Consider the following 26,357-nt stretch of genomic DNA (forward strand, 5'->3'; position numbering starts at 1 on the left):
GAAACAGGATGCTGCGGTCGGCACCTGTTTTGACTATTACCCATGTTGAACAACACCGGATTTTGCGGTCAAGAGCGTGCAGGTCCACGCTGAACAGGGCGCAGGCGCGCTAAAGGACAGACATGTTAAGCATTAAAGATTTAAAAGTGAGCATTGAAGACAAGGAGATCCTCAAAGGCATCGATCTGGAGATCAAGCCGGGTGAGGTTCACGCCATCATGGGGCCGAATGGCTCCGGCAAAAGTACCTTGTCAGCCACGCTGGCGGGCCGTGAAGAGTATGAAGTGATTGACGGTGATGTGCTCTTTAACGGTAAAGACCTGCTGGAACTCGACCCGGAAGACCGGGCTGGCGAAGGCGTGTTTATGGCCTTCCAGTACCCGGTGGAAATCCCCGGCGTCAGCAACAACTTCTTCCTGCAGACGGCGGTTAACGCCGTGCGCAAATACCGCGGCCAGGAGCCGATGGATCGCTTTGATTTTGCTGATTTCATCGAAGAGAAAATTGACCTGCTCAAGATGCCGTCTGACCTGCTGACCCGCTCTGTGAACGTAGGCTTCTCCGGCGGTGAGAAAAAGCGTAATGACATCCTGCAGATGGCTGCGCTTGAGCCGTCGCTCTGCATCCTCGATGAAACCGATTCCGGTCTGGACATCGATGCGCTGAAAATCGTCTCCAACGGCGTGAACGCGCTGCGTGACGGCAAGCGCTCTTTCATCATTGTGACGCACTACCAGCGCATCCTGGACTACATCAAGCCTGATTTCGTCCACGTGCTGTATCAGGGTCGCATTGTGAAGTCCGGTGACTTTACCTTGGTCAAACAGTTAGAGGAGCAGGGTTATGGCTGGCTTACCGAGCAAGAGTGATGCACCCCAGGCCGGCAGCCCGCAGGCAATGCAACAGCTCTACCGGTTATTTGAAAGCCGTGGCGGTGAGCACTCCGCCCACGCACATACGCACTGGCAGCAGGTAATGCGCCTCGGTTTTCCTCATGCAAAAATGGAAAACTGGAAATACACGCCGGTGTCGCCGCTGTTGGGCAAACAGTTCTTTGCCCCACACGCGCCCAGCCTGAGCCGCAGTGACTGTGACCAGCACGCGCTGGCGATTGACGCCTACCGCCTGGTGTTTGTGGACGGCGAATTCAGTGCTGAGCTGAGTGACAGCGAAACCGGTGCCTTTGTGGTTGAGGCCCTGACGCCGTCGCTGCATAACGCATTGCCGGAGCCGGTGCAGTCTGAGGTCTTCCTGCACCTGACGGAAAGCCTGGCGCACCAGCCGCGGATGATCCGCCTGCCGGCCGGGAAACAGGCTGACAAGCCGCTATACCTGCTGCACCTCTCCAGCGGCCGGGCGCAGGCCGCGGAAATCAACACCGTGCACCACCGTTACCACCTCGAGATCGGCCGGGGTGCCCAGGCTCAGGTGATTGAGCACTACCTCAGCCTGAGCGACAGCGGCCACTTTACCGGCGCACGCCTGACGGCGGACATCGGTGACAATGCGGTGCTGAGCCACATCAAACTGGCGTTTGAGAGCCAGGCCAGCTACCACTTCGCGCATAACGATCTGGTTGTCGGCCGTGATGCCCAGGTGACCAGCCACAGCTTCCTGCTGGGCGCGGGCCTCTCCCGCCATAACACCAGTGCGCAGCTGAACGGTGAAAACACCCAGCTGCACATCAACAGCCTGGTGTTGCCGGTGGACGATGAGATAAGCGACACGCGTACCTACCTGGAGCACAACCAGGGGTATTGCCAGAGCCGCCAGATGCATAAAGTGATTGTGCATGACCGCGCCAAAGCGGTGTTTAACGGCATGATCAAAGTGGCCAAACATGCGCTGAAAACCGACGGCCAGATGACCAACAACAACCTGTTGCTGAGCAAACAGGCTGAAGTGGACACCAAGCCGCAGCTGGAAATTTACGCCGATGACGTAAAATGCAGCCACGGTGCCACCGTCGGGCGCATCGATGATGAACAGCTGTTCTACCTGCGTTCACGCGGCATTGCCGGTGATGCGGCGCAGGAGATGATTATCTTCGCCTTTGCCGCCGAACTCACTGAGGCGCTGGAGGACGATGTCCTGCGCGAAACGGTCTTGCACCGTATCGCCGGGCGCTTACGTGGAGGCCAGCAATGAGTTACCCGATTGAACGGATCCGGCAGGACTTTCCGCTGCTGGCGCGTGAGGTAAATGGCCAGCCGCTGGCCTATCTCGACAGCGCAGCCAGCGCACAGAAACCGGAGCAGGTGATTGCCCGCGAGGCGGAGTTCTATCGCCACGGTTATGCCGCCGTTCATCGCGGCATTCATACCCTCAGCGCGGAAGCGACCGAGCAGATGGAAGGTGTACGCGCCCAGGTGGCGCGTTTTATCAACGCCGCCTCGCCGGAAGAGATCATCTTTGTCAAAGGCTCGACCGAGGGGATCAACCTGGTCGCCCACAGTTTCGGTAACACCTTCCTGCAACCGGGCGATCGCATCCTGATCACCGAGATGGAGCATCACGCCAACATCGTGCCGTGGCAGATGCTGGCGAAGGCCCGTTCGCTGCATATTGATGTCTGGCCGCTGACCCCAGAGGGTGAATTGCAGCCCGGTATGCTGGAACAGCTGATTACCCCACGCACCAAATTGCTGGCATTGACGCAGGTCTCCAACGTGCTGGGCACCATCAACCCGCTGGAACAGATCATCCCGCAGGCGAAAGCCGCCGGGCTGAAAGTGCTGGTGGACGGCGCGCAGGCGGTGATGCACCAGAAAGTGGATGTGCAGGCACTGGATTGTGATTTCTATGTCTTCTCCGGCCACAAGCTGTATGGGCCGTCCGGTATCGGCATTCTCTACGGCAAGGCGGAATTGCTGGAGCAGATGCCGCCGTGGGAAGGGGGCGGGTCGATGATCCGCGAAGTGAGCCTGACCGGTGACACCACCTTTGTGGCTGCGCCGTGGCGCTTCGAGGCGGGCTCACCCAATACCGCCGGGATGATGGGCCTCGGGGCCGCCATCGACTACGTGGAGTCGATCGGCCTGGATGCCATTCACGAGTATGAAACGTCGTTGATGCACTACGCGCTGGAAGCGATGGCGCAGGTACCGGATATCACACTGTATGGCCCGGCCGATCGTGCCGGGGTGATCCCGTTTAACCTGGGCAAGCACCACGCCTATGACGTCGGCAGCTTCCTCGACCAGTATGGTATCGCCATCCGTACCGGCCACCACTGTGCGATGCCGCTGATGGCGTTTTATCAGGTTCCGGCCATGTGCCGCGCCTCCCTGGCCATGTACAATACCCGTGAAGAAGTGGATCGCCTGGTCGCAGGCCTGCAGCGTGTCCACCGGCTGCTGGGCTGATTGCCCGGCCGCTTTTATGTTAACTGAGGCAGGATGGGCTTTATGGCGACGTTGCCGGACAAACAAAAATTGCTGCGCAACTTCTCCCGTTGCGCAAACTGGGAAGAGAAGTACCTGTATGTGATTGAGCTGGGGGCAAAACTGCCGCCGCTCGATGAGGAACTGCGCCAGGACCGTTACCGCATTTCCGGCTGCCAGAGCCAGGTATGGATTGCGATGGATACCCTGGATGGCCGGGTCACCTTCCAGGGTGACAGCGATGCCGCCATCGTGAAAGGGTTGCTGACCATTGTGTTTATTCTCTATAGCGGCATGACGCCGCAGGAGATTGTGGCACTGGATGTGCGCCCGTTCTTTGCTGAGCTGGAATTAAGCCAGCATCTGACCCCCTCCCGCTCACAGGGGCTGGAGGCGATGATCCGCGCCATCCGCACCAACGCTGCAGAGCTTTAAACCTCCTGTAAGCCGCGCCTCCTGCGCGGCTTTTTTTTGGCCTGCGCCAGGCACCAGGATAGCGACCCGGCTCCCTTGTGTGACGTGATAAGGATAAAATCAGGTATGAAAAAAGCACGCTTGCTGCTGGGGTTCCTCAGCACCCTCTGGTTACTCATTTCATTTTCTGCCCACGCCACGGAATACCCGCTGCCGGCAGAAAACAGCCGGTTGATTGGTGAAAATATCACCTATACCGTGCCGGATGACGGCCGTTCGCTGGAGATGATTGCCGCCGATTTTAAAATCGGCCTGTTGGGAATGCTGGAAGCCAACCCAGGCACCGATCCCTATCTGCCGGCACCCGGCTCGGTATTGACTATCCCGACACAGATGCTGCTCCCGGATACCCCACGCGAAGGTATTGTGATTAACCTCGCCGAGCTGCGGCTCTATTACTACCCGAAAGGTGAGAATAAAGTGGTGGTCTACCCGATCGGCATCGGCCAGCTTGGGCGCAATACCCCGACGATGGTGACCTCCATTATCCAGAAAATCCCGAACCCGACCTGGACGCCCACCGCCAATATCCGTAAGCACTACCTGGAAGAGCAGGGCATCACCTTGCCGGCCGTGGTACCTGCCGGGCCGGATAACCCGATGGGGCTGTTTGCGCTGCGTATGGCGGCAGGCGGCGGCGTTTACCTGATCCACGGCACCAATGCCAATTTCGGCATTGGGATGCGCGTCAGTTCCGGCTGCATCCGCCTGCGGGCGGCAGACATCGAAGCGCTGTTTAACCAGGTGCCGAAAGGCACACGGGTGCAGGTGATCAACCAGCCGATCAAAGTGGCGGTCGAACCGGATGGCAAACGCTACATTGAGGTGCATCAACCGTTGTCGCATACCGATAAGGATGACCCGCAAACCATGCCTATCGCGAAAACCAAGGTGATTAAAGCCTTTATCAAAACGCCGGAAACCAATGCCGACGTCGTGAAACAGGCGATTGAGCGCCGTTCCGGGATGCCGGTACTGGTCAACACCGGGCCGGAAGCCAATGACGCCATCCCTGAGGCGATTATGCCGCAGAGCGCCAGCAGCCAGCCCACAGCGCCGGGGACAGACGCCACGCCGCCACAGAGCCTGCAATAAGGGGCAGGGGAAGCCTTTTGCGCAAGGACGCGCAGAAAAGTTGTCAAAAGGGGGAAGGTCAGGGAAGAGGGAAAACCAGGGCAGGGGCGGAGCATAAGGCAGCGCAGGCCACCGCGAATAACAGGCAAAAAAAATGGCGCACACTGTGCGCCATTTTTATTAGCCGAGCTCGATTACTTTTTGTAAGCGTGAGCTTGGTTGTCCAGACGCTGGTTAGCGCGTGCTGCATCGTCTTTAGCGGCTTGGACGTCAGAACGGATTGCGTTCACGTCGTTGCTCAGCTGGTCAACTTTAGCGTTCAGAGTCTGAACGTCAGAAGACAGTTGATCGATTTTAGCATTGCTGGAGCAACCTGCCAGCAGAGTAGAACCCAGGATTACTGCGCCCAGTACCAGTTTAGTGCGATTCATTATAAATACCCTCTAGATTGAGTTAATCTCCATGTAGCGTTACAAGTATTACACAAACCTTTTTCTAATGAGAATAAATTTTTGGGGCTGAAGCACTTTATTTTGATCGTTCGCTCAAAGAAGCATCTGCTTTTGCTGAAAAGTTAAAAAAACCAGCGAAAACATGCTGCTTCTATGAGAACCCTCTCAATTTCTGTACGCTTAAAAAAGTAGCGTTTTTCTGAAAATAGCCGATCGTCAGATGAAAAAAACGCCGCTGAAGGGCGGCGTTTTTATTCAGTTCAGAATGTCACGTTTAATTAAAGCACGTGCACCGAGGCAGTATTGGTGGTGCCGCTTGGTACCAGGGCACCAGATACCATCACCACGACATCGCCTTTCTGTGCCAGGCCGCTTTCCAGCGCCGCTTCTTTACCGATGCGGTAGAAATCGTCGGTGGAGGCGATCTCTTTCACTACCTGCGTGATCACGCCTTTGCTGAGGATCAGCTGGCGGGCAGTCACGGCATTGGTGGTCAGGGCCAGGATAGTGGCATGCGGGAAGTATTTACGTACCGCTTTGGCTGATTTGCCGCCGCCGGTCGCAACCACAATCAGCGGGGCGTCCAGCTTCTCAGCGGTTTCTACCGCACCGCGGCATACTGCTTCAGTGATGCGCAGTTTACGGCTGTCATTCAGGCCATCAATACGGCTCTGCATCACGCGGTCAGTACGCTCACAGATGGTCGCCATGATGGTGACCGCTTCCAGCGGGTATTTACCCTTGGCGCTTTCACCAGACAGCATCACTGCGTCAGTGCCGTCGATGATGGCGTTGGCCACGTCACCGGCTTCTGCACGGGTCGGGCGCGGGTTTTTGATCATGGAATCCAGCATCTGGGTCGCGGTAATGACCACTTTGCGGGCGCGGTTACATTTCTCAATCATCATCTTCTGCGCGAAGATAACTTCTTCAACCGGGATCTCAACGCCCAGATCACCACGTGCGACCATGATGCCGTCAGACGCATCCAGGATTTCGTCGAAGTTGTTCAGGCCTTCCTGGTTTTCGATTTTGGAGATGATCTGGATCTGCTCGCCGCCGTTGGCTTTCAGGTGCTCACGGATTTCCAGCACGTCAGAACGCTTACGGATGAACGAGGCCGCCACGAAATCAACGCCTTGTTCACAGCCGAAGATCAGGTCACGTTTGTCTTTTTCGGCCAGTGCAGGCAACTGGATAGAAACGCCCGGCAGGTTAACGCCTTTGTTTTCACCCAGGTCGCCGCTGTTCAGCACTTTACAGATCACTTCGGTTTCAGTGACTTCAATCACTTCCATGCCGATTAGGCCATCGTCCACCAGCACGGTGTTACCAATTTTCAGGTCAGCGGCGAAACCGGCATAGGTCACGGCCACACGTTCCGTGTTACCGATGACGCTCTGGTCAGTGGTGAAGGTAAAAGTCTGGCCGGCAGTCAGAGACGCGTCTTTACCGCCTTCCAGTTTCATGGTGCGGATTTCCGGGCCTTTGGTGTCCAGCAGGACGCCAGCCTTATGGCCGGTCTTCTCCATAACCGCGCGCAGGTTTTTAATGCGCTGGCCATGTTCTTCGTAATCCCCGTGGGAGAAGTTCAGACGCATCACATTCATGCCGGCATCCAGCAGCTTGGTCAGCATCTCTTCTGATTCAGTTTTCGGGCCGATCGTACAAACAATTTTGGTCTTTTTCATGACAATAGGTTCTACAAGTTGTGATGGATTGAAAAGTGCGTATGGCTGGCCGCTGTGCGACCAGCGTGGAATAGGGACGGTGTTGGGCGCTGCAAAACATAACTAAGGATAGGCGATGGCAGCAGGGTTGGGGTGGAAATATGCGTTGGAACAGCGCCGGACGTGGCAGTGGCCGGTTGAAGGAGTCGGAATAATCGTTGTAAGAGGTATCGACAGTTCAAGGCGCTGAAACCTTTCAATTGAAATGACGTTCCGCATTATAGTGGGTAAGCGACGGGGAAACAAAACAAAAATCAGAAAGAGACGGCTTGATTTATACGAAATACTCAGGAATGTGACGCAAATGAAACTTTTTGCATCCACTTGTTGCGCAACCGGTTAATCGCTGTTTTTCATCTGCTTATAAGGTGTAAATGGCAGAAGCAGCAGGGCAGGCAAGAAAAGAGTAGGTGATGAAACAGCAGACAACACAGCAGCAGGTATGACAAAAACAGGGACGTTAAGGGAAGGAAAACGAAGGAAAATCAGGGAAAGCAAGAATGGTGCGTTCTAATGGACTCGAACCATCGACCCCCACCATGTCAAGGTGGTGCTCTAACCAACTGAGCTAAGAACGCATCGGAAAAGCTGATGTGGTGCGTCCGAGTGGACTCGAACCACCGACCCCCACCATGTCAAGGTGGTGCTCTAACCAACTGAGCTACGGACGCACATTATCATTTTGCAGAAGCCAGAAAGTGTGGTGCGTCCGAGTGGACTCGAACCACCGACCCCCACCATGTCAAGGTGGTGCTCTAACCAACTGAGCTACGGACGCATCATTTTTCTGATTGCCGGTGCCGGCAACGGGGACGAATATTAACGGCGTGGCCGGACACTGGCAAGCGGAAAAATGCAATTTTCTTCCAGATTTCACGCGATTGCCGAGCGAGTGCGCACTCCGCTGTTTTTTTCAGCACTCCCGGCCGGTGCCGGGCGCAAAGACAGCGTTAATGGGCCGCACGTTTCAGGATCAGCGCCGCCGGTTGGCGTTGCAGCCAGCGCATCCGCCAAATCACCATTACCGCCGCGAAGGTGAGGCCGATGATAAAACCGCACCAGAACCCGCTCGGCCCCATCCGCGGCACGATCACGTCAGTCAGTGCCAGCAGGTAACCGCTCGGCAGCCCCAGCACCCAATAAGCGACAAAGGTAATAAAGAAGATCGACCGCGTATCTTTATAACCGCGCAGCACCCCGGAACCGATCACCTGCAACGAATCCGAGATCTGGTAAACCGCCGCCAGCAGCATCAGCTGGCTGGCCATCGCCACCACCGCCGGGTTTTCGTTATACAGCAGCGCGATTTTCTCACGCATCAGCACGGTGAAAATCGCCGTACAGCAGGCCATCAGTACGCCGGTCGCGAGGCTGGCATAAGCCGCTACCCGCGCGCCCTCCGCCGACCCTTCGCCCAACCGGTGCCCGACACGGATAGTGGCCGCGACGCCCACCGACAGCGGGATAACAAACATCAGTGAGCTGAAGTTAAGGGCAATCTGGTGGCCCGCCACCGGCACAATGCCGAGCGGGGAGACCAGCAGCGCCACAATGGCAAACAGCGTCACCTCAAAAAACAGGGCCAGCGCAATCGGCAGCCCAAGCAGGGTCAGGCGGCGCAATACCTGCCAGTCCGGCCGTGCCGGTTTGCTCTGCAAATGGATGTCACGCAGGGAAGGCGCGCGTTTCACATACCAGCCCATCAGTAGGAACATCACCCAGTAGACCGTGCCGGTCGCCACGCCGCAGCCGACGCCGCCCAGCGCCGGTGCGCCGAATTTGCCGTAGATAAAGATATAGTTGACCGGAATATTCACCAGCAGGCCGATAAAGCCGATCACCATGCCCGGTTTGGTTTTGGACAACCCCTCGCACTGGTTGCGCAACACCTGGAAACCCAGGTAGCCCGGTGCGCCCCACATAATCGCGTGCAGATACCCCACGGCTTTGGCTTCCAGCGCCGGGTCCACATCCTGCATCAGGCCCAACAGGTGGCCGCTTTGCGAAATCACGGCAATCACCAGCGCCGACAGCGCCGCCACCAGCCAGAACGCCTGCCGCACCTGGTGCGAGATGCGCTCACGGCGGCCGGCACCGTTCAATTGGGCGACCACCGGCGTCATCGCCAGCAGGATGCCATGCCCGAACAGGATCGTCGGCAACCAGATTGAGGTGCCGATCGCCACTGCCGCCATATCGGTGGCGCTGACAGAACCGGCCATGATGGTGTCTACGAAGCCCATCGCCGTCTGGGAGATTTGCGCAATAATCACCGGAATGGCTAACGCCAATAAACTTCGCGCTTCGATCAGATACTTCTGCACGCCAACACCTTTTTATTATGGGGAATGAGCAGGGGAGCCGGCCGTCACTGGCGGCATCAGGAAAAAATAAGAATAAGAGTAAGATTGTACCGATCCACCCCGGTCAAGCAAACCCCGGCGGCAAAAAGCGTGCGGATGACGCTGAGTTGGCAAGCCGGGAAAACTGCGGCACACTGGATGAATTGATAACGCCTGAAAATATGAAAGAGGCTCGCTAATGTTTACCGGTATTGTTCAGGGCACCGCGCCCGTGGTGGCGATTGATGAAAAACCCAATTTCCGTACCCATGTGGTGCAGTTGCCTGCGGAGATGCTGCCTGGCCTGGCCCTGGGGGCGTCCGTCGCTCACAACGGCTGCTGCCTGACCGTCACGTCAATTGACGGCGATCGCGTCAGTTTTGACCTGATCAAAGAGACGCTGCGCCTGACCAACCTCGGCGCACTTCAGGTGGGCGATCGGGTCAACCTTGAGCGGGCAGCCCGTTTCAGTGATGAGATTGGCGGCCACCTGATGTCCGGCCATATCATCTGCACCGCTGAGATCAGCAAAATCGTGACCTCGGAGCATAACCGGCAGGTCTGGTTCCGCATCGCCAACGCAGAGTATATGAAATATATCCTGCATAAAGGGTACATCGGCATCGACGGCATCAGCCTGACGCTGGGGGAAGTGGTCAAAGACCGCTTCTGCGTGCACCTGATCCCAGAAACGCTGGAGCGGACAACGCTTGGCAAAAAACGCCTGGGTGATGTGGTGAACATCGAGATCGATCCGCAAACCCAGGCGATTGTGGATACCGTAGAGCGGGTGCTCGCCAGCCGCGAAGCGGCGATGGCCGCCGCCAAAGCGATCAGTGACAATCTGGCGGAGTAAGCCTTCCCGCGAAACCCCCTGTCATCCTGCACCCGGCCCCGCGCCGGGTTTTTTTCGCTGTGGCATGGCTCACAAAACCACCGGTACGGCACCGGCCTCTTTCCGGTGTTGCCAGCCCCCCCGGCGGCGTGGCAGTCAGCCAAAGGCAGCCCTGTTTTCATCTGCTTACACTGCAGGAAAGCTTATAACCTGTTCTCTTGCGAAGGTGAAAAATGAACGTATTCCCGGTAAAACAGAGTGAACTGCTGCGCCAGCCTGACTTTTTTATTACCCGCGATGAGGTCACGCGCCTGATTCGCCTCACGGCGGATAACCTGATTAACATCAAGGATGAGACCGGAGAATTCCTGCTGCGGCTGGACGATGGCCGGGTGATTGACACCAAAGGCTGGGCAGGCTGGGAGTGGACGCACGGCGTCGGGCTGTACGGCATTTATAAGTATTACCAGCAGACCAATGACCCGCAGGCGCTGGCGATCATTGATGACTGGTTCGCTGCCCGCTTTAAAGAGCCGATGCCGACCAAAAACGTCAACACCATGTGCCCGTTCCTGACACTGGCTTACCGCTATGAAGAAACGCGTAACCAGAGCTGGCTGCCTTACCTGGAAGCCTGGGCCGACTGGGTGATGTACCAGATGCCGCGCACCGAGAAGGGCGGGTTGCAGCATATTGTGTACAACAATGAAAACCATCAGCAGATGTGGGATGACACCCTGATGATGAGCGTGCTGCCGCTGGCAAAAATCGGCAAATTGCTTAACCGGCCTGAGTATGTCGAGGAGGCGAAATACCAGTTTATGCTGCATGTGCAGTACCTGATGGATCGCAAAACCGGCCTCTGGTTCCACGGCTGGACGTTTGAGGGCAACCATAACTTTGCCGAGGCACGCTGGGCGCGCGGCAACAGCTGGCTGACGGTGGCCATCCCGGACTTTATTGAGATGCTGGACCTGCCGGAACAGGACGCCACCCGCCGTTTCCTGCTGCAGGTGCTGGAGAGCCAGATCGCCGCGCTGCAACAGTATCAGGATGCCTCCGGCCTGTGGCATACGCTGATTGACGATCGCGACGCTTATCTGGAAGCGTCCGCCACCGCCGGTTTTGCCTATGGCATCCTGAAAGCGGTGCGCAAACGCTATGTCGGCAAACAGTATGCAGAAATGGGGCTGAAGGCCGCGCAGGGCGTGGTGCGCCATATCAACAGCCAGGGCGAGCTGACGCAGGTTTCCTTTGGGACGGCAATGGGCAACGACCTCGATTTCTACCGGGACATCCCGCTCACCTCCATGCCCTATGGGCAGGCGATGGCGGTGCTCTGCCTCTCAGAATACCTGCGTGTCTACATTTAATGGCCTGAATCCGGGCGAAAAAAAACCGGTCATCTGACCGGTTTTTTTATGGGCATCGTGTTTACAGGCACCGCGTTGATGGCCTCAGTGGGGGACGCGGATCCCGCCTTCGACCCCATGCGGGCTGAATACCACCTGCCAGAGCTGAATATCCCTGGCGCGGAAGGCGCCGGCGCAGGCATTCAGGTAGTAGGTGAACATCCGGTAGAAGCGGTCTGAATAGCGTTCAGCCAGTTGCGGCCACGCCGCCAGGAAGCGTTCATACCACGCCATCAGCGTGCGGTCATAATCCGCGCCGAAGTTATGCCAGTCCTCCATCACAAAGACGCCCTCACTGGCCTGGGCGATATGTTTCACGGACGGCAGGCAACCGTTGGGGAAAATGTATTTGTCGATCCACGGGTCCACCGTCATATCGGTCCTGTTGGCCCCGATGGTGTGCAACAGGAACAGGCCGTCCGGTTTCAGGTTACGCGAGACCACATCGAAATAGGTCTGGTAATTCTTCGGCCCCACATGTTCAAACATGCCGACAGACACAATCCGGTCAAACTGCTGGTCCAGGTCGCGGTAGTCCTGCAACAGGATAGTGACATCCAGCCCCTCGCAGCGCTGCTGGGCGAGTTTCTGCTGTTCGGCAGAGATCGTCACGCCGCTGACCGACACGCCGTAATGGCGCGCGGCAAACGCCGCCAGCCCACCCCAGCCACAGCCGATGTCCAGCAGGGTCATGCCCGGCTTCAGCTGCAACTTCTCGCAGATCATGCGTAATTTGTGCTCCTGTGCCTGCTCAAGCGTTTCCGCTTCCTTCCAGTAGCCACAGGAGTACTGCATGTAGGGGTCCAGCATCAGGGTAAAGAGGTCGTTGCCGAGATCGTAATGCTCTTTGCCGACGATCCAGGCACGTTTCTTGGATTGCAGGTTGGTCAGGCGGGCGGCGGCAATGCGTAGGGTATCTTTCAGGTGGTGCGGGAGCTTCCGTTCCAGCCCGGCGGCAATGACACGGTGGAAGAACATATCCAGCCGTTCACACTCCCACCAGCCATCCATATAACTCTCGCCCAGGCCGAGCGAGCCGTCCTGTAACACGCGTTTAAAAAAATCGGGATGATTAACCTTGATATCGAAAGGCCGGGAGCCGTTGATTTCGATATCGGCCATGCTGAGCATCTCATGGGCAATGCGGTACCACTGATTATCCTGGATGCTTAGATCTTCTATACACGATGAACTCATAGCTTCTCCATCACCTTTCTTCTGACTTATACCTGCAAGGAAAAGCAGCGGCAATTTGCAGGCGTATACGAGAATCCGCGGTTACCCGCCGTATCTGATATCCGACTATGAACAGAGGAAAATGCAGGAAGAACCCCGGATCGCCAACAGAGCCCGAGAGCAGGCGACGGAGATGTCATCCTTGATAAAGCGGGCGCTTTCCGCGCGCACCAAACATGCTGTAATAAAAGTTTTGTAAAAGCGTTATTTTTATGGGTTGAAACCGAGTATAAGCGCGCCGGAAACGATACTCAACCGCAAATCGCTTCCGGGCTTAATATTATTTAAGTTATTATTAACTAAGGTAATTATGCCGCCTGGTTACTGTTTTCACGACGGGCGGACGGCAGGTGTCGCTGTGAGGCCACCCCACGTTGCAAGAAAAAGCCCAGGGCCGCTAACCCCACTGTCATTAACATTACCGTCACCGTCGCCATCAGCGGCCGGCTGATAAACGCCGACACCGCCAGGCTGGCCACAAAGCATAATCCGAGTTGCAGCGCGTTCTGTAAGGCGGCGGCCTTACCGGTACTGTGCGGGAAAGGCAGCAAGGCATTAGCCACAATTATGGGATAAAGCGCGCCATTTGCCAAAGCCATCACACAAAAAGGCACCAGCAACGCCGCCAGGCCCGGTTGCGCCAGCAACGCCAGCAAGAACAGCGCCACAATGCTCAGGCCATACCCGGCCAGCAGCCACGGCACCAGGAACTTGCCGTCACGGCGGCTGACCACCATCCGGCAGCCGAACCCGCCCAGCAGGAACGCAAAGGTCTGCGGCACATAGCTCAGGCCGATATCATCCGGGCTGTAACCCATCGCATGCAGGATGAACGGCGACCCGGTCAGCCAGGCGAAAAAACCGGCGGAGCAGGCGGCATACATCAGCACATTGCCGCTGAACACGCGGGAGTTAAGCAGCGTCCACAGGCTGGTTTTCGGTGCGTTGGCCGCACCGGCCGCGGGGGCGGCCGCTTTCAGCCGTAATGTAGGGATCAGCAGCAGCAGCGTTATCGCCAGCAGGGCGAGGAAAATACTGCGCCAGCCGAAATGGTTCAGCAGCCACGCCCCCAGCAGCGGGGCAAGGGCCGGGGAGAGCGCCACCAGCGGCATAATCGTGGCAAAGACTTTTTTGCTCTGCTGGGGGGAGTAACGATCCACCACCAGTGCCTGCCAGCTCACGGCGGCAGAACAGACGCCGATGGCCTGCACAAAGCGCATCAGCCAGAGCTGGTGGGCGTTCGTTACCCACATCATGCCGGCGCACCCGGCCGCAAACAGCAGCAGGCCCAGCACCAGCACCGGTTTACGGCCGATGCGGTCAGAGAGCGGGCCCCAGATCAGCTGGGCGCAGGCGAAGCCGGCCAGAAACAGGCTCAGGCTGGCACTGATGGCATTGGGGGAGAGCGCGAGATCTTCCTGCATCAGCGCAAAGGCGGGCAGGTACATGTCCGTGGCCAAAAAGCCCAGCATACTCAGGACAGCAAGATAGAGCAGGAAAAAGGGGGAACGAGTCATAAGTAATCTCAATATTTTATTCAGAGGCAATACATAAATCCTATATCGTCGCGCACTCTACGGTAGCGTCAGTGGGTTGTGAAACGGTAAAATTTGCACCATGCTGTGAAAAAAATTGAAGGCAGGATATGTGGTCTGAATACTCTCTGGAAGTGATTGATGCCGTGGCACGTACCGGCAGTTTCAGTGCGGCCGCGCAGGAGCTGCACCGCGTGCCTTCTGCCGTCAGTTATACGGTGCGCCAGCTCGAGCAGTGGCTGGCGGTTGAGCTGTTTGAGCGCCGCCACCGGGATGTGGTGATTACCGAAGCCGGGCGGGTGTTTGTGCAGGAGGCGCGGCTGCTTATCAAAAAAATGCAGGCTACACGCCGCCAGTGCCAACAGGTGGCGAACGGCTGGCGCGGCCAGCTCAGCATTGCCGTGGACCGGATTGTCCGGGCCGACCGTACCCGGCAGTTGGTGCTGGATTTTTACCGGGAATTCCCTGACATGGAACTGCTGATCTCACCCGAAGTGTTTAATGGCGTGTGGGATGCCCTGGCCGACGGGCGGGTGGATGCCGCCATCGGGGCCACGCGTGCCGTGCCGGTGGGCGGCGGTTACCGTTTCCGCGATATGGGGTTTATGCCGTGGCACTGTGTGGTCAGCCGGGGGCATCCGCTGGCGCAGCAGGCGGGGCCGCTGACGGACGATCAGCTGCGGCCCTATCCGGCACTGTGCCAGGAAGACACCTCGCGCAGCCTGCCGAAACGCGATACCTGGACGCTCGACAACCAGCGGCGGCTGGTGGTGCCGGACTGGACCAGCGCGCTGGATTGCCTGCTGGCCGGGTTATGTGTCGGCATGATCCCGGCGCACATGGCGCAACCGCTGATTGACCGCGGTGACCTTACCGTGCTGACGCTGCACCAGCCATTCCCGGACAGCGCCTGTTGCCTGACCTGGGCGCAGGAGAAATCGTCACCGGCGTTGGTATGGTTGCTGGATTATCTGGGGGAGAGTGACACGCTGAACCGCGAGTGGTTACGTGGATGAAACGCAGCGCGGGTAAAAAGCTGGGCGGGTAAAAGGTGGCGCGGGTAAACGCCGGGGGCGGGCTGGATGCCCCCGGCTCACGGATTACCGGCGGTAATCGCGGTACGGGCCGTCTGCCACGGAACGGCGTTCGACCAGTTTCGGGTGGACTTCAATGGTCTGCGGGTCTTCACGCTTGCTGGTGATGCGATCCAGCAGCATGGCAAAGGCGTTCTCGCCCAGGCGCTCTTTGGGCTGGTGGATGGTGGTCAGCGCCGGGGAGAAGTAACGCGCGTTGCGCACGTTGTCATAACCGATCACGGAGACGTCCTGCGGCACACGCAGGCCCAGCTCATCGGCGGCGCAAATCGCGCCCATCGCCATGATGTCGCCGCCGCAGAACACCGCCGTCGGGCGCTGTTTCTGGGTCAGGATCTGGTGCATCGCCTTATAACCTGATTCCGGCTCAAAATCGCCCTGAACCACCCACTCTTCGCGTACCGGAATATTGGCCTCTTCCATCGCCTTCAGGAAGCCCTGATGCCGCCCGCCGCCGGTATTGCGCGACAACTGGCCGGGGATAATGCCGATGTCGCGGTGGCCGCGTTCAATCAGGTAACGCCCGGCCAGATAACCGCCCTCAAAGGCGTTATCAATAATCGAGTCGGTAAAATCGCTGCGCGCCGAGCCCCAGTCCATCACCACCATCGGGATGTTGCGGTACTCTTCCAGCATGCCGATCAGCTGGTCGGGGTATTCAGAGCACATCACCAGCAGCCCATCGACACGCTTTTGCGCCAGCATCGCCAGGTAAGCCTGTTGTTTGTCGAGGTTGTTATGGGAATTACACAGGATAAGCGTATAGCCTTTGCTGTAGCAGCTGTTCTCTACCGCCTCAATCACTTCAGCGAAGTAGGGCGCTTCGCTGGAGGTCGCCAGCAGGCCAATCGATTTTGTATGGTTGACCTTCAGGCTGCGCGCGACGGCGCTCGGCGAATAGTGTAATTCCTTAATGGCAGCCCAGACTGCCGCCTTAGTCTCTTCAGCGACAAAACGTGTTTTATTAATGACGTGTGACACGGTAGTCGTGGATACGCCGGCACGTCTGGCGACATCTTTAATCGTTGCCATGGAAAGAATGACTCCTGATAGTACGTGTTACAGCACGTAACTATTATGTTAATCGTTTGCCTGCGTTTATTCTCCTGCCCGCTGAAAGAATTGCAGTGGATTCTGGGGGGAAGGAGCGGTCATCTTCGCTGAACTAAGCGGTGGGGCATCGCAGCCGGCCGGGTACGCAGTGCGTAAACCGCGAATTTTCACTCATTATGGTGAAAAGGGAAAGAGGAAAATTGTGCCGTACACCCCGAAAGTGTTTAGGAATTTCTTTAAAAAGTGTTTAGGCATTTCTTTAAAGAGTGTGAGAATAGGGTCGGCACACTAAGTGTGTGGTTTTCTTGTGGTTCACCAAGGAGAGAATAATGGACAGTGATTTGAAAATGTCGCTTTTGACCACTGTGGGCGCGCTGACAGTGATTTTACTCTTCAGCTTTACCGCCATCCTGCACTGAGGCTGGCCGGGCTGATAAAAAAACGCCGGAGATCCGGCGTTTTTTACGGGTGCGCTTTACTCAGCGGATGGTTTTTGGCGTCATCACCCGGCGGGCGCCGACGTAATGATCCTGCCAGTAATCATTGTCCAGGAAACTGATGCGGATATCCTCACCAGTACGCGGTGACTGGATAAACTTGCCGTTGCCGAGGTAAACCCCCACATGGTCAGCGGCACCGCGGTTATTGATGCGGAAGAACACCAGATCGCCGGTTTCCAGCTCACCACGTTTGACCGGTGCAGCATCGCGCAGGTGGTACATCTCATTGGCGGTGCGCGGCATACGGATTTTCATGACGTCTTTATAGGCGTAATAGACCAGGCCGCTGCAATCAAACCCGGTATTGGGTGAGGTACCGCCCCAGCGGTAAGGCTTGCCGACCTGGTTCATCAGCTTGGCCATCGCAGTCTGCTTGGCATGCTGGTAGCGTTTTTTATGCGCCGGGCTGAGGGTCAGCGGTTTGCTGAGCTGGGCCAGTTCCTGCGCGTCCGCGCCTTTGGTGCGGTGGCGGCCATACCCTTTTTTGTACCCTTTCTTTGGCGGGGTGACCTTGACCAGCCGGGTCGAGGCCGTTTTGCGGCTTTTGCCGCTTTTGGTGGTGACGTTAACTACCCGTGACTTTTCCGTCCCGGTGCTTTTCTTTTTGGCACTGGTTTTCACCGGCTTTCGCTTTTTGCGCTCATCCGTTTTGGCTTCGCTGACATGGCTTTTACGCTGTTCAGCAGAAACACGGGCGTGCGGCGACGCATGCGCCAGATTCATAAACAGTTGTGTCAACAACAGGACAAAAAGCGTGACGATTAAACGCATAGTAACGCTACCAAAAGTGGCCCCGGAAAGAACGTCAAAGGAGGCTCAGTATTCCTGAAACCTGCCGTACAAAAAAGCACGAAACGCATCGATTCTAATTCATATTGTCAGAAAACGTTAATAGCTTTTTTCACAAATGAAAAAACAGTGCCGTTTGCTGCTATTTTATTCTCTGCTCAACGGGTTAGCGTGCAAAAGTGCCCGCGGAACAGCCCGGTTTTACAGGTGAAAAGCCCCGCTTAAAAATGTTATTCTCAATGAATGTTTATTGATTACGGGCAGCCACGCCCCCGCGCATTGGCCGGGTTAGGGGAAAAACCCTGTAAAAAATGGCGTTTTTATCCCATAGCTGCCATCGTTACAATAGACCCAGTGCCGATTTGACGTGACGCATAACAGCCAGCTTATGGCGTGAGGAAGCAAGACAATGACGACGACGATTGATAAAATTCAGGCCCAGATCACTGAAAACCCGATCCTGCTCTACATGAAAGGCTCACCGAAGCTGCCGAGCTGCGGCTTCTCCGCTCAGGCGGTACAGGCGCTGTCAGCCTGCGGCGAGCGTTTTGCCTACGTGGACATCCTGCAAAACCCGGACATCCGCGCAGAGCTGCCGAAATATGCCAACTGGCCGACGTTCCCGCAGCTGTGGGTAGACGGCGAGCTGGTAGGCGGCTGTGACATCATTCTGGAGATGTACCAGCGTGGTGAATTGCAGCAGTTGATCAAAGAGACGGCTGAAAAGCACAAGTCTCAGGAAGATCAGCAGTAACCGGGCCGGGCGGGCAACTGCCTGTCAGGTAAAAAAAGGCGGCCTCAGGGCCGCCTTTTTTATGGGTAAAAGCAAGTTGCCGGCAGGGCAGGCCCTCAGGCATCCGCCTCCGGTGCCTCTTCCGGCGTGGCCAGCGGCCAGCCGCCCAGCCGTTTCCAGCGGTTGACCAGCTCGCAGAACAGCAGCGCCGTCTGTTCGGTGTCATAAATCGCGGAGTGCGCCTGGGTGCTGTCAAACTCAATGCCGGCGGTGATACAGGCTTTGGCCAGCACCGTCTGCCCCAGCACCAGCCCGCTCAGCGCCGCGGTGTCAAAGGTGGCAAACGGGTGGAACGGGTTGCGCTTCAGCCCGGCGCGTTCGGCAGCAGCCATCAGGAAGCTGTGATCAAAGGTGGCGTTGTGCGCCACAATAATCGCCCGGTTACAGTTCTGCTCTTTCATGCCTTTGCGCACCGCTTTGAAAATCGCGTGCAGCGCATCATATTCACTGACGGCCCCCCGCAGCGGGTTATGCGGGTCAATGCCGTTGAACGCCAGCGCTTCAGGTTGCAGCAGTGCCCCCTCAAACGGCTCAACATGGAAGTGCAGGGTTTCATCACGCATCAGCCAGCCGTCGCTGTCCATACGCAGGGTTACCGCGGCAATCTCCAGCAGGGCGTCGGTGCGGGCGCTGAAACCGGCGGTTTCAACATCAATAACGACGGGGTAAAACCCGCGGAAGCGGCCACTCAGGGCGTTGAGATCACTTTTATCAGCCATCAGTTTCTTATCTTGTCCGAATTCAGCGCGCATTATGGCAAATTTTTGCAGCGGATGCAGGCGGGGAACGTCCGGAAGGGGAGAAACGGGTGCGGAGCCGCACCCGTCAGGGGAAAATCAGTTGCCCAGGCCGTGGCCGGCGTGGCTGTTTTCGATCAGTTCAATTTTGTAACCGTCTGGATCTTCAACAAAGGCGATCACGGTAGTGCCGCCTTTTACCGGGCCGGCCTCACGCGTGACGTTACCGCCTGCGTTGCGGATCTGGTCGCAGGTTGCGGCCACGTCATCCACGCCCAGCGCGATATGGCCGTACGCGGTGCCCATCTCATAGCTCTCTACGCCCCAGTTGTACGTCAGCTCAATCACCGCGCCTTCGCTCTCGTCGGTGTAACCCACAAACGCCAGGGAGTATTTGTATTCGGTATTTTCACTGGAACGCAGCAGACGCATGCCTAATACCTTGGTGTAGAAGTCGATGGAGCGTTGCAGGTCACCGACGCGAAGCATGGTATGGAGTAAGCGCATATTGTCCTCTGATAACAAGTTAGGGCACGGCAGCCCGGTTTGCGGCGCTGAAACCGCGCCGGGATCGCCGTACCATTAAGGTAAAAACAGTTAAGTATAGCCTCCGCAGGCGAATAAATTCAATGTGATGCAAAAACAGCGCCTGCGTGGCAGGGGCCGCTTACAGCGTCGGGTAATCGGTATAGCCTTCCGCACCGCCGCCGTAGAACAGCTCGGTACGCTGGGCATTCAGGGCCGCGCCCTGACGGAAGCGTTCAGCCAGATCCGGGTTGGCGATGTAGTCACGGCCAAAGGCCACGGCGTCAATATACCCTTTGGCGATCAGCGTCTCCGCCTTCTCCTGCGTATAGCCACCGGCCCCGATAATGACCCCCTGATAACGGGCGCGCACCGCGTCACGGAACGTCTCAGTGTAAGAGGCACCGCCGACCCAGTCCGGCTCAGAGATATGCAGATAGGCCAGCTTACGCGTATTCAGCTGCTCGATCAGGTACAGCGCGTCTTCAATTTCATTCTCCCCGTTCCCCAGCCCGCTGACGGTGCCCAGCGGGGAAATACGGATACCCACGCGATCGGCCCCGGCTTCTGCCACCGCGGCATCGACCACTTCCAGCGTCAGGCGGATACGGTTTTCCACGCTGCCGCCATACTGGTCGGTACGCTGGTTCGATTCCGGCGAAATGAACTGATGCAGCAGGTAACCGTGAGCGGCGTGCAGCTCCAGATAGTCGAAACCGGCTTCAACCGCATTGGCCGCCGCCTGGCGGAAATCGTTGATAATGCCTGGGATCTCGTCAGTCTCCAGTGCGCGCGGCACCGGGCAGTCAACGCGCACCGGCTGGCCGGCCTCATCACGCAGGGTGGTGCGGGTGTTCACCGGCAGGGCCGACGGAGCGACCGGCAACTGCTTGCCCGGTTGCAGCTCAGGGTGTGAAATCCGCCCGACGTGCCACAACTGCACCGCCATATGGCCCTGTTGCGCATGCACCCGTTCAACGATCTTTTTCCAGGCCGCAATCTGTTCCGGCGTGTGCAGGCCGGGTGCGCCGGCATAGCCTTTGCCCTGGAAGGAAATCTGGGTCGCTTCGGAGATGATAAGCCCGGCACCGGCACGCTGGGCGTAGTACTCGCCCATCAGGTCAGTCGGGATGTCGCCAGGCTCAATGCTGCGCAGACGGGTCAGCGGGGCCATAAACACGCGGTTCGGCAGAGTCTGTTTGCCGACGGTCAGCGGCGTAAAAAGTGTGCTCATCATATCTCCAAATATCTTGCCTGTTGTCAGCGCACACTATGCAAGGGCAGGGCGGCGGCAGATTGTTTAAATGTGCGAAGCCCGGCAGCGCTGTATAAGATCCAGATCCGGCTGGTACTCGTGCGTCTGCACATCCATCAGTCCCAGCATCATCGGGAACAGGTTGTCCTGGGAGATATCATCGTTGGCGGCGATACGGTTAAGGCACCGGCGATCGATACCGTAACTTTTCTCATATTGAGGGGACATCCAGATCAGGAACGGAATATGGGTTTGTTGCGACGGCGCAAACAGATAGGGCGTGCCGTGCAGGTACATGCCGTTTTCACCCAGCGATTCGCCATGATCTGAAAGGTAAACCATGACGGTATTGAATTTATCGCTGTGCTGTTGCAGCAATTTGATGGTGTCATCCAGCATCGCATCGGTATAGAGCAGCGTGTTGTTGTAGGTATTCACCAGTTTTTCATGATCGCAATCCTGGATCTGGTTGCTGTCACAGGTTGGCGTGAACGTGCGGAACTGCGCCGGGTAGCGCTGGTAATAGGCCGGGCCGTGGCTGCCAATCTGGTGCAGCACGACCACACTGTCCTCCTTCAGGCCGTCAATATACTGGTCGAGGCGGGAGAGCAGCGCGCCGTCGCGGCAGAGGTCGCCCCGGCAATCCTCCTGCAATTTAAGCTGGGTCACATCCTGGTGCGGTACCCGGTCGCAGGCCCCTTTGCAACCGCCGTCGTTTTCACGCCACAGCACATGAATTCCGGCATGTTTCATCACATCCAGTAACCCCTCCTGGTGGCTGGCTAGGGCGGCGTCATAGTGACGGCGCGGCATATTGGAAAACATGCAGGGCACAGAAATTGCGGTTTCCGTGCCGCAGGAGGTGGCATGGCGGAAATAGCTGACCCCCTCTTTTGCCAGGCGCGGGTTGGTGGGTTTTTCATAACCGCCCAGCGAGAAGTTTTCAGCCCGTGCCGTTTCGCCGACCACCAGCACCACCAGCGTTTTCTTCGGTTGGGACAAGATCAGCGGGCCTTTGTGGGCGTCTGTGCCGATAGGGATCAGCGGGAGATTTTCGGCAAAATAGCGGTGGTGGGCAAACGCAATCGTGCCGCTGACATAGCTGGTGGGGGCCAGCATTTTGACGATTGACCGGTTATTGCGGAACAGCGACGCGTAATCCTTATAGAAAAAAGCGGCAATCAACAGAATCACCATCCCTGACGCCAGGATATTGGCGGCCCGCAGCCCCAGCATGTACCACCATGGGCGGTCGTTGCGCACCTTAACCAGCCCGATCACCAGCGCCGGCAACACACCGGCGCCCAGCAGCCACAGCAGCAGTTGCGGCGTCAGCAGCGCGGTGGCTTCCTGCGGCGTGGTTTCAAAGGCGTTCTGCATCATATTGCCGTCAATCACCACCCCATAGCTGAACATAAAATAGTTTGCCGCCGCACCACACAGCAGCAAAACAATCGCCAGCGGTTTACGGAGATAGGGCAGTGCCAGCAGGCTGAAAAGGATGTTCAGTGCCAGGAACAGAACCAGCGGTAGGCTCAGGGCGAACAGCACATCATGCAGCCGGCTGAAGGTGATTAATGACCAGGCTTTATGCAGAAACAGCGCATTTTGAAACAGCAGGAAGGCCAGTGCCGTCAGCAGCACAAAGCTCAGGGAATTACAGTGCAACGATCGCAGGGTACGCATCAGAATAGAAAAATCCGTCCGAAAGGAATAGGCACAAGGTATCAGGTGAAACTTAAGAGAACCTTAAACAGTCCGGCAACAATTCTTTTACGAGTAACGGGCGGCCGTTTGCGTCACAGCCCGGCACAAGGGCTTATGCCCCCGCAGGTATCCATCATAAGCCTTCATGAATCAGGGGAGCGACACCCACCGTACCGGGGCGCGATGCCTTGCCAGCCGCGGCGATAGCGTCTTCAATTAAAGGCATCGTCTTTTTATTCGCCCGCCGTATCGCCTGTTGGTGTGAGGCGTGGGAGGTTTTATGGCCGAACAGCTGGAGTTTTTTGACATACCCAGCCCCTGCCGCGGCATCTGCCAGATGGATGCCCGAGGTTTCTGCCGGGGGTGCCTGCGCAGCCGGGAGGAGCGTTTTGGCTGGATAAGCATGAGCGATGCGCAGAAGCGGCACGTCCTTTACCTGTGCCGCCAGCGTTTTCTGCGGCAACAGCGGCTGGCGCGAAAAACCGACGATCCCCCGCCGGAACAACCCTCTCTGTTCTGATCTGCTTTTTCTTGCGAGGCAGTACGCAAAGCGGCGCACTGCCGTCGAGTCCGGCCGGGCAATTGTGTATGCTTGGCTCCTTACTTTCTGAGGATGCCGTTATTTGAGGATGTTGTTATGGACTCACGTTGTCAGATCTCTCCGCAAGGCCCTGAATTTTCGCCGCTCATTGCCGGTTATTGGCGGTTAATGGAGTGGGGGATGCGCCCGCAGGAGCTGCTGGCTTTTATGGAGCAGCATAGTGAACTGGGCATCACCACCGTTGACCATGCGGATATTTACGGTGACTACCAGTGTGAAGCGGCTTTTGGTGAGGCGCTGCGCCTGAAACCGTCACTGCGTGAAAAGCTGGAGCTGGTGAGCAAATGCGGCATCGCCACCACGGCCAAACCGGAACATGCCCTCGGCCACTACATCACTGACCGGGCGCACATTCTGGCCAGCGCGGAGCAGTCGCTGAAAAACCTGCATACCGATTACCTTGACCTGCTGCTGATCCACCGGCCGGACCCGCTGATGGAAGCAGATGAGGTGGCCGAAGCCTTCACGGCGCTGCACAGCAGCGGCAAGGTGCGCCATTTTGGTGTCTCCAATTTTACCCCGGCACAATTCAGCCTGTTGCAGTCACGCCTGCCGTTTATGCTGGCGACTAACCAGGTGGAAATCTCGCCGCTGAACCAGACGGTGACGCTAGACGGCACGCTCGACCAATGCCAGCAGCTGCGCATCCGGCCGATGGCGTGGTCATGCCTGGGGGGCGGGCGGTTGTTTACCGAACCGCGTTACCAGCCGTTGCGGGAGGAGCTGGAGGCGATCGCCGGCGAAATCGGTGCGCAAACCCTGGAGCAGGTGGTGTATGCCTGGATCCTGCGCCTGCCCAGCCAACCGTTACCGATCCTCGGTACCGGGAAAATTGAGCGGATGCGGGACGCCTGGGCCGCGCTTTCCCTGACGCTCAGCCGTCAGCAATGGTTCCGCATCCGCAAGGCTGCGCTGGGGTATGACGTTCCCTGATTAAAAGGGTGACCGCGGTCACAAGACCGCGGGCTGCCCCCCGGCAAGCAATGCGCCGGCAGGGAAATAAGCGAAGCGGCGGCACGGAAACAGCAGGGTTGCCTATACTCAGGGTTCTGAATCAACAGGCACTGGAGGCAGCATGAAATCTCTTTCCGGCGTAGCATTGGCCGCCATCATGGTATGTGGCGCGGCACAGGCCGCCAGCAAAGATGTGACGATGAACCTGGTTTCGGCAGAGGGCGAGGCGAAACCGATCGGAACCATAACCATCAGTGAGACGCAATACGGCCTGCTGTTTACGCCAAAACTGACCTCCCTGCTGCCGGGCGTGCATGGTTTTCATGTCCATCAGAACGGCAGTTGTGACGCGGGCATGAAAGACGGGAAAAAAGTGGCGGCACAGGCAGCGGGTGATCACTTTGATCCGGGCAGCACCGGTAAACATCTGGGGCCGTATCAGGAAGGCCACCTGGGCGACCTGCCGGTGCTGTTTGTGCATGACGATGGCTCATCCAGCGATCAGGTGCTGGCACCACGCCTGAAAAAGCTGTCAGAGATCGATAATAAAGCGCTGATGATCCATGCCGGTGGCGATAACCACGCCGACATGCCGATGCCGCTGGGTGGCGGAGGCGGCCGGATCGCCTGCGGGGTAATATAAAGCTGCGGGGTAATAGGAAGAAGAGAGTTCCCCCCCGGTGTAATACGTCAGAACCGGTCTGCCTGTCAGGCCGGTTCTGACGCGCAGGTGCCTGGTGCCGGTACAGCCGGCCATTGCGGGGCAGCGAGCAGGCCGGCCACCGGCGCACCCTGGCAAGGCCCCGCTCAGCCGGTGCGCAGGGAAGAACACGCCATCACGCAGGCGCGGTAATTTATTCAGATGCCCTGCAACATCCACGTACCCTGCAACATCCAGATGTCCTGCAACGGGGGCGGGATTTTACCGCGAATAAGGCCATAAACACCCACCTGCAAAAATTGCCACGACCCAGATCAAAAGTATGCAGACTATTTTAATATCTTACATGTCATTATTTATTTACCCTTCTCCTGAAACCCGGTGAGAAACCCTCACGGTTATCAAAAATCCTGTCAGATCCCTCAACAAAACGACCGCAGGTTTCAAGACAGCCGTTTTTGTGCAAAGCGCGGCGTCTCACCCGCCCTAATACTAACCCTGGTGAAAACGCACTAAATATAGGCTGTCTATAGAGGGAATCGCCGGATACCTGCACATTTAGAGGTTATTTGACGGAAAGAATAAGGTTATTAACCTGGGTATTATTATTTGGATGAATACTTATTTGTTTTAAAAACAGATGAATGATTCATGTCATAAATTATTAAGTCAAATATCATTATAATGATATATATAATTGAATTTGGGTTCTTATCTCTCCAAAATAGGCTACACTCTGGGAAACAATGTTAGCACGCTAATTATAAGGAGGGGCAATTGGAGTCCAACTTAGGTTCAGATTTAGCACGATTGGTACGCGTATGGCGTGCCCTGATTGACCATCGGCTTAAACCACTGGAAATGACCCAAACCCACTGGGTGACATTGCATAATATCAACAGGCTACCGCCTGAGCAGTCACAGATCCAGCTGGCGAAAGCCATTGGCATTGAGCAGCCGTCGCTGGTGCGTACGCTTGACCAACTGGAAGAGAAGGGGCTGATTACCCGTCACACCTGCGCCAGTGACCGTCGGGCCAAGCGCATCAAACTCACAGAGGCGGCTGCGCCGGTGATCGGCGAGGTTGAGAATGTGATTGATTCTACCCGTCAGGAAATCCTGGCCGGTATTACGCCGCAAGAGGTGGAGTTACTGACAAAACTGATAGGAAAATTGGAAGAAAACATCATCGAGTTACATAATAAATAACAAATT

General features: G+C 57.0%; 25 protein-coding genes and 3 tRNA genes. 14 read left to right on the forward strand and 14 right to left on the reverse strand.

Annotated elements, in window-relative coordinates; genetic code table 11:
• The first annotated feature begins 122 nt into the window (after positions 1-122).
• The 5 genes from sufC to CYR52_RS15095 all read left to right on the forward strand — a co-directional run bounded on the left by sufC (position 123) and on the right by CYR52_RS15095 (position 4,952).
• Positions 123-869 carry a Fe-S cluster assembly ATPase SufC gene (gene sufC, locus CYR52_RS15075; protein ID WP_072930923.1) on the forward strand — a complete coding sequence of 249 codons (747 nt, stop codon included), beginning with the start codon at positions 123-125 and terminating at the stop codon, positions 867-869.
• Positions 844-2,148 carry a Fe-S cluster assembly protein SufD gene (sufD, locus tag CYR52_RS15080; RefSeq protein ID WP_101828878.1) on the forward strand — a complete coding sequence of 435 codons (1,305 nt, stop codon included), beginning with the start codon at positions 844-846 and terminating at the stop codon, positions 2,146-2,148. The genes sufC and sufD overlap by 26 nt, the downstream gene beginning before the upstream one ends.
• Positions 2,145-3,365, forward strand: coding sequence for a cysteine desulfurase SufS (gene sufS, locus CYR52_RS15085; RefSeq protein WP_072930919.1), 1,221 nt, complete (start codon positions 2,145-2,147; stop codon positions 3,363-3,365). Before sufD ends, sufS begins: the two co-directional genes overlap by 4 nt.
• A gap of 42 nt (positions 3,366-3,407) precedes the next feature.
• Positions 3,408-3,818: a cysteine desulfuration protein SufE gene (sufE, locus tag CYR52_RS15090; protein ID WP_072931032.1), complete on the forward strand. Its 411-nt coding sequence runs from the start codon at positions 3,408-3,410 to the stop codon at positions 3,816-3,818.
• Between the two features lie 105 nt (positions 3,819-3,923).
• Positions 3,924-4,952, forward strand: a complete 1,029-nt coding sequence (locus tag CYR52_RS15095) for a L,D-transpeptidase family protein (protein ID WP_072930917.1) — start codon at positions 3,924-3,926, stop codon at positions 4,950-4,952.
• 173 nt (positions 4,953-5,125) lie between these two features.
• Here CYR52_RS15095 and CYR52_RS15100 read toward each other — a convergent pair whose 3' ends face one another.
• The 6 genes from CYR52_RS15100 to CYR52_RS15125 form a co-directional block, all read right to left on the reverse strand.
• Entirely contained in the window at positions 5,126-5,362 is a 237-nt protein-coding gene (locus tag CYR52_RS15100; protein ID WP_004943717.1) for a major outer membrane lipoprotein, read from the reverse strand.
• A gap of 299 nt (positions 5,363-5,661) precedes the next feature.
• Entirely contained in the window at positions 5,662-7,074 is a 1,413-nt protein-coding gene (gene pykF / locus CYR52_RS15105) for a pyruvate kinase PykF (RefSeq protein ID WP_072930916.1), read from the reverse strand.
• A gap of 540 nt (positions 7,075-7,614) precedes the next feature.
• Positions 7,615-7,691, reverse strand: a tRNA-Val gene (locus CYR52_RS15110).
• Between the two features lie 16 nt (positions 7,692-7,707).
• Positions 7,708-7,784, reverse strand: a tRNA-Val gene (locus CYR52_RS15115).
• Positions 7,785-7,814: 30 nt separating this feature from the next.
• Positions 7,815-7,891, reverse strand: a tRNA-Val gene (locus tag CYR52_RS15120).
• Between the two features lie 172 nt (positions 7,892-8,063).
• Complete coding sequence (locus CYR52_RS15125) at positions 8,064-9,437, reverse strand: MATE family efflux transporter (RefSeq protein WP_101828879.1); 1,374 nt, start codon at positions 9,435-9,437, stop codon at positions 8,064-8,066.
• Positions 9,438-9,654: 217 nt separating this feature from the next.
• Between CYR52_RS15125 and CYR52_RS15130 the strand changes: the two genes are divergently transcribed.
• Positions 9,655-10,311, forward strand: coding sequence for a riboflavin synthase subunit alpha (locus tag CYR52_RS15130; RefSeq protein WP_072930912.1), 657 nt, complete (start codon positions 9,655-9,657; stop codon positions 10,309-10,311).
• Positions 10,312-10,523: 212 nt separating this feature from the next.
• Positions 10,524-11,663, forward strand: a complete 1,140-nt coding sequence (gene bglB / locus CYR52_RS15135; protein WP_072930911.1) for a beta-galactosidase BglB — start codon at positions 10,524-10,526, stop codon at positions 11,661-11,663.
• Positions 11,664-11,747: 84 nt separating this feature from the next.
• Here bglB and cfa read toward each other — a convergent pair whose 3' ends face one another.
• The gene (gene cfa / locus CYR52_RS15140; RefSeq protein ID WP_072930909.1) at positions 11,748-12,899 is read right to left on the reverse strand and encodes a cyclopropane fatty acyl phospholipid synthase; all 1,152 of its coding nucleotides are present in this window, start codon (positions 12,897-12,899) and stop codon (positions 11,748-11,750) included.
• A 347-nt stretch (positions 12,900-13,246) separates the two neighbouring features.
• Positions 13,247-14,455, reverse strand: coding sequence for a purine nucleoside transporter PunC (gene punC, locus CYR52_RS15150; protein WP_101828880.1), 1,209 nt, complete (start codon positions 14,453-14,455; stop codon positions 13,247-13,249).
• A gap of 128 nt (positions 14,456-14,583) precedes the next feature.
• On the opposite strand from punC, the gene punR reads away from it, so the two are divergent.
• Positions 14,584-15,489 (forward strand): DNA-binding transcriptional activator PunR, encoded by a 906-nt coding sequence (punR, locus tag CYR52_RS15155; RefSeq protein WP_072930902.1) that lies wholly within the window; start codon positions 14,584-14,586, stop codon positions 15,487-15,489.
• Between the two features lie 84 nt (positions 15,490-15,573).
• On the opposite strand, the gene purR is transcribed toward punR, so the two are convergent.
• A complete protein-coding gene (gene purR, locus CYR52_RS15160; RefSeq protein ID WP_072930900.1) occupies positions 15,574-16,599 on the reverse strand; it encodes an HTH-type transcriptional repressor PurR in 1,026 nt (341 codons plus the stop codon).
• Positions 16,600-16,949: 350 nt separating this feature from the next.
• Here purR and cydH point away from each other — a divergent pair, with 350 nt between their 5' ends.
• Positions 16,950-17,039 (forward strand): cytochrome bd-I oxidase subunit CydH, encoded by a 90-nt coding sequence (cydH, locus tag CYR52_RS15165; RefSeq protein WP_101828881.1) that lies wholly within the window; start codon positions 16,950-16,952, stop codon positions 17,037-17,039.
• 60 nt (positions 17,040-17,099) lie between these two features.
• Here cydH and CYR52_RS15170 read toward each other — a convergent pair whose 3' ends face one another.
• Positions 17,100-17,891, reverse strand: a complete 792-nt coding sequence (locus tag CYR52_RS15170) for a C40 family peptidase (RefSeq protein WP_072930897.1) — start codon at positions 17,889-17,891, stop codon at positions 17,100-17,102.
• Between the two features lie 427 nt (positions 17,892-18,318).
• On the opposite strand from CYR52_RS15170, the gene CYR52_RS15175 reads away from it, so the two are divergent.
• A complete protein-coding gene (locus tag CYR52_RS15175) occupies positions 18,319-18,663 on the forward strand; it encodes a Grx4 family monothiol glutaredoxin (protein ID WP_072930895.1) in 345 nt (114 codons plus the stop codon).
• A gap of 95 nt (positions 18,664-18,758) precedes the next feature.
• Here the strand turns inward: CYR52_RS15175 and rnt are convergent, their stop codons facing one another.
• From rnt to eptA, 4 genes are all read right to left on the reverse strand, one after another.
• Positions 18,759-19,454 (reverse strand): ribonuclease T, encoded by a 696-nt coding sequence (gene rnt / locus CYR52_RS15180; RefSeq protein ID WP_072930893.1) that lies wholly within the window; start codon positions 19,452-19,454, stop codon positions 18,759-18,761.
• Between the two features lie 84 nt (positions 19,455-19,538).
• Positions 19,539-19,946, reverse strand: a complete 408-nt coding sequence (gloA, locus tag CYR52_RS15185; protein WP_072930891.1) for a lactoylglutathione lyase — start codon at positions 19,944-19,946, stop codon at positions 19,539-19,541.
• A 160-nt stretch (positions 19,947-20,106) separates the two neighbouring features.
• Positions 20,107-21,198 carry an alkene reductase gene (gene nemA, locus CYR52_RS15190; RefSeq protein ID WP_072931030.1) on the reverse strand — a complete coding sequence of 364 codons (1,092 nt, stop codon included), beginning with the start codon at positions 21,196-21,198 and terminating at the stop codon, positions 20,107-20,109.
• Between the two features lie 66 nt (positions 21,199-21,264).
• Entirely contained in the window at positions 21,265-22,905 is a 1,641-nt protein-coding gene (eptA, locus tag CYR52_RS15195) for a phosphoethanolamine transferase EptA (protein ID WP_101828882.1), read from the reverse strand.
• A gap of 301 nt (positions 22,906-23,206) precedes the next feature.
• Between eptA and CYR52_RS15200 the strand changes: the two genes are divergently transcribed.
• From CYR52_RS15200 to slyA, 4 genes are all read left to right on the forward strand, one after another.
• Positions 23,207-23,446, forward strand: coding sequence for a DUF1289 domain-containing protein (locus tag CYR52_RS15200; RefSeq protein ID WP_072930889.1), 240 nt, complete (start codon positions 23,207-23,209; stop codon positions 23,444-23,446).
• A gap of 117 nt (positions 23,447-23,563) precedes the next feature.
• On the forward strand, positions 23,564-24,460 hold the full coding sequence (locus CYR52_RS15205; RefSeq protein WP_072930887.1) for an aldo/keto reductase: 897 nt from the start codon (positions 23,564-23,566) through the stop codon (positions 24,458-24,460).
• A gap of 142 nt (positions 24,461-24,602) precedes the next feature.
• Positions 24,603-25,124 carry a superoxide dismutase family protein gene (sodC, locus tag CYR52_RS15210; protein ID WP_101828883.1) on the forward strand — a complete coding sequence of 174 codons (522 nt, stop codon included), beginning with the start codon at positions 24,603-24,605 and terminating at the stop codon, positions 25,122-25,124.
• Between the two features lie 795 nt (positions 25,125-25,919).
• Positions 25,920-26,351, forward strand: coding sequence for a transcriptional regulator SlyA (gene slyA / locus CYR52_RS15215; protein ID WP_072930883.1), 432 nt, complete (start codon positions 25,920-25,922; stop codon positions 26,349-26,351).
• The last annotated feature ends 6 nt before the right edge of the window (positions 26,352-26,357 follow it).

This window comes from Chimaeribacter arupi, assembly GCF_002858805.1.
Taxonomy (GTDB): domain Bacteria; phylum Pseudomonadota; class Gammaproteobacteria; order Enterobacterales; family Enterobacteriaceae; genus Chimaeribacter; species Chimaeribacter arupi.

Excerpts from the sequence above, each read along its gene's own strand:
- sufC (WP_072930923.1), top strand. The coding sequence starts at position 123 with ATGTTAAGCATTAAAGATTTAAAAGTGAGCATTGAAGACAAGGAGATC.
- sufD (WP_101828878.1), top strand. The coding sequence starts at position 844 with ATGGCTGGCTTACCGAGCAAGAGTGATGCACCCCAGGCCGGCAGCCCG.
- sufS (WP_072930919.1), top strand. The coding sequence starts at position 2,145 with ATGAGTTACCCGATTGAACGGATCCGGCAGGACTTTCCGCTGCTGGCG.
- sufE (WP_072931032.1), top strand. The coding sequence starts at position 3,408 with ATGGCGACGTTGCCGGACAAACAAAAATTGCTGCGCAACTTCTCCCGT.
- CYR52_RS15095 (WP_072930917.1), top strand. The coding sequence starts at position 3,924 with ATGAAAAAAGCACGCTTGCTGCTGGGGTTCCTCAGCACCCTCTGGTTA.
- CYR52_RS15100 (WP_004943717.1), bottom strand. The coding sequence starts at position 5,362 with ATGAATCGCACTAAACTGGTACTGGGCGCAGTAATCCTGGGTTCTACT.
- pykF (WP_072930916.1), bottom strand. The coding sequence starts at position 7,074 with ATGAAAAAGACCAAAATTGTTTGTACGATCGGCCCGAAAACTGAATCA.
- CYR52_RS15130 (WP_072930912.1), top strand. The coding sequence starts at position 9,655 with ATGTTTACCGGTATTGTTCAGGGCACCGCGCCCGTGGTGGCGATTGAT.
- bglB (WP_072930911.1), top strand. The coding sequence starts at position 10,524 with ATGAACGTATTCCCGGTAAAACAGAGTGAACTGCTGCGCCAGCCTGAC.
- cfa (WP_072930909.1), bottom strand. The coding sequence starts at position 12,899 with ATGAGTTCATCGTGTATAGAAGATCTAAGCATCCAGGATAATCAGTGG.
- punC (WP_101828880.1), bottom strand. The coding sequence starts at position 14,455 with ATGACTCGTTCCCCCTTTTTCCTGCTCTATCTTGCTGTCCTGAGTATG.
- punR (WP_072930902.1), top strand. The coding sequence starts at position 14,584 with ATGTGGTCTGAATACTCTCTGGAAGTGATTGATGCCGTGGCACGTACC.
- purR (WP_072930900.1), bottom strand. The coding sequence starts at position 16,599 with ATGGCAACGATTAAAGATGTCGCCAGACGTGCCGGCGTATCCACGACT.
- cydH (WP_101828881.1), top strand. The coding sequence starts at position 16,950 with ATGGACAGTGATTTGAAAATGTCGCTTTTGACCACTGTGGGCGCGCTG.
- CYR52_RS15170 (WP_072930897.1), bottom strand. The coding sequence starts at position 17,891 with ATGCGTTTAATCGTCACGCTTTTTGTCCTGTTGTTGACACAACTGTTT.
- CYR52_RS15175 (WP_072930895.1), top strand. The coding sequence starts at position 18,319 with ATGACGACGACGATTGATAAAATTCAGGCCCAGATCACTGAAAACCCG.
- rnt (WP_072930893.1), bottom strand. The coding sequence starts at position 19,454 with ATGCGCGCTGAATTCGGACAAGATAAGAAACTGATGGCTGATAAAAGT.
- gloA (WP_072930891.1), bottom strand. The coding sequence starts at position 19,946 with ATGCGCTTACTCCATACCATGCTTCGCGTCGGTGACCTGCAACGCTCC.
- nemA (WP_072931030.1), bottom strand. The coding sequence starts at position 21,198 with ATGAGCACACTTTTTACGCCGCTGACCGTCGGCAAACAGACTCTGCCG.
- eptA (WP_101828882.1), bottom strand. The coding sequence starts at position 22,905 with ATGCGTACCCTGCGATCGTTGCACTGTAATTCCCTGAGCTTTGTGCTG.
- CYR52_RS15200 (WP_072930889.1), top strand. The coding sequence starts at position 23,207 with ATGGCCGAACAGCTGGAGTTTTTTGACATACCCAGCCCCTGCCGCGGC.
- CYR52_RS15205 (WP_072930887.1), top strand. The coding sequence starts at position 23,564 with ATGGACTCACGTTGTCAGATCTCTCCGCAAGGCCCTGAATTTTCGCCG.
- sodC (WP_101828883.1), top strand. The coding sequence starts at position 24,603 with ATGAAATCTCTTTCCGGCGTAGCATTGGCCGCCATCATGGTATGTGGC.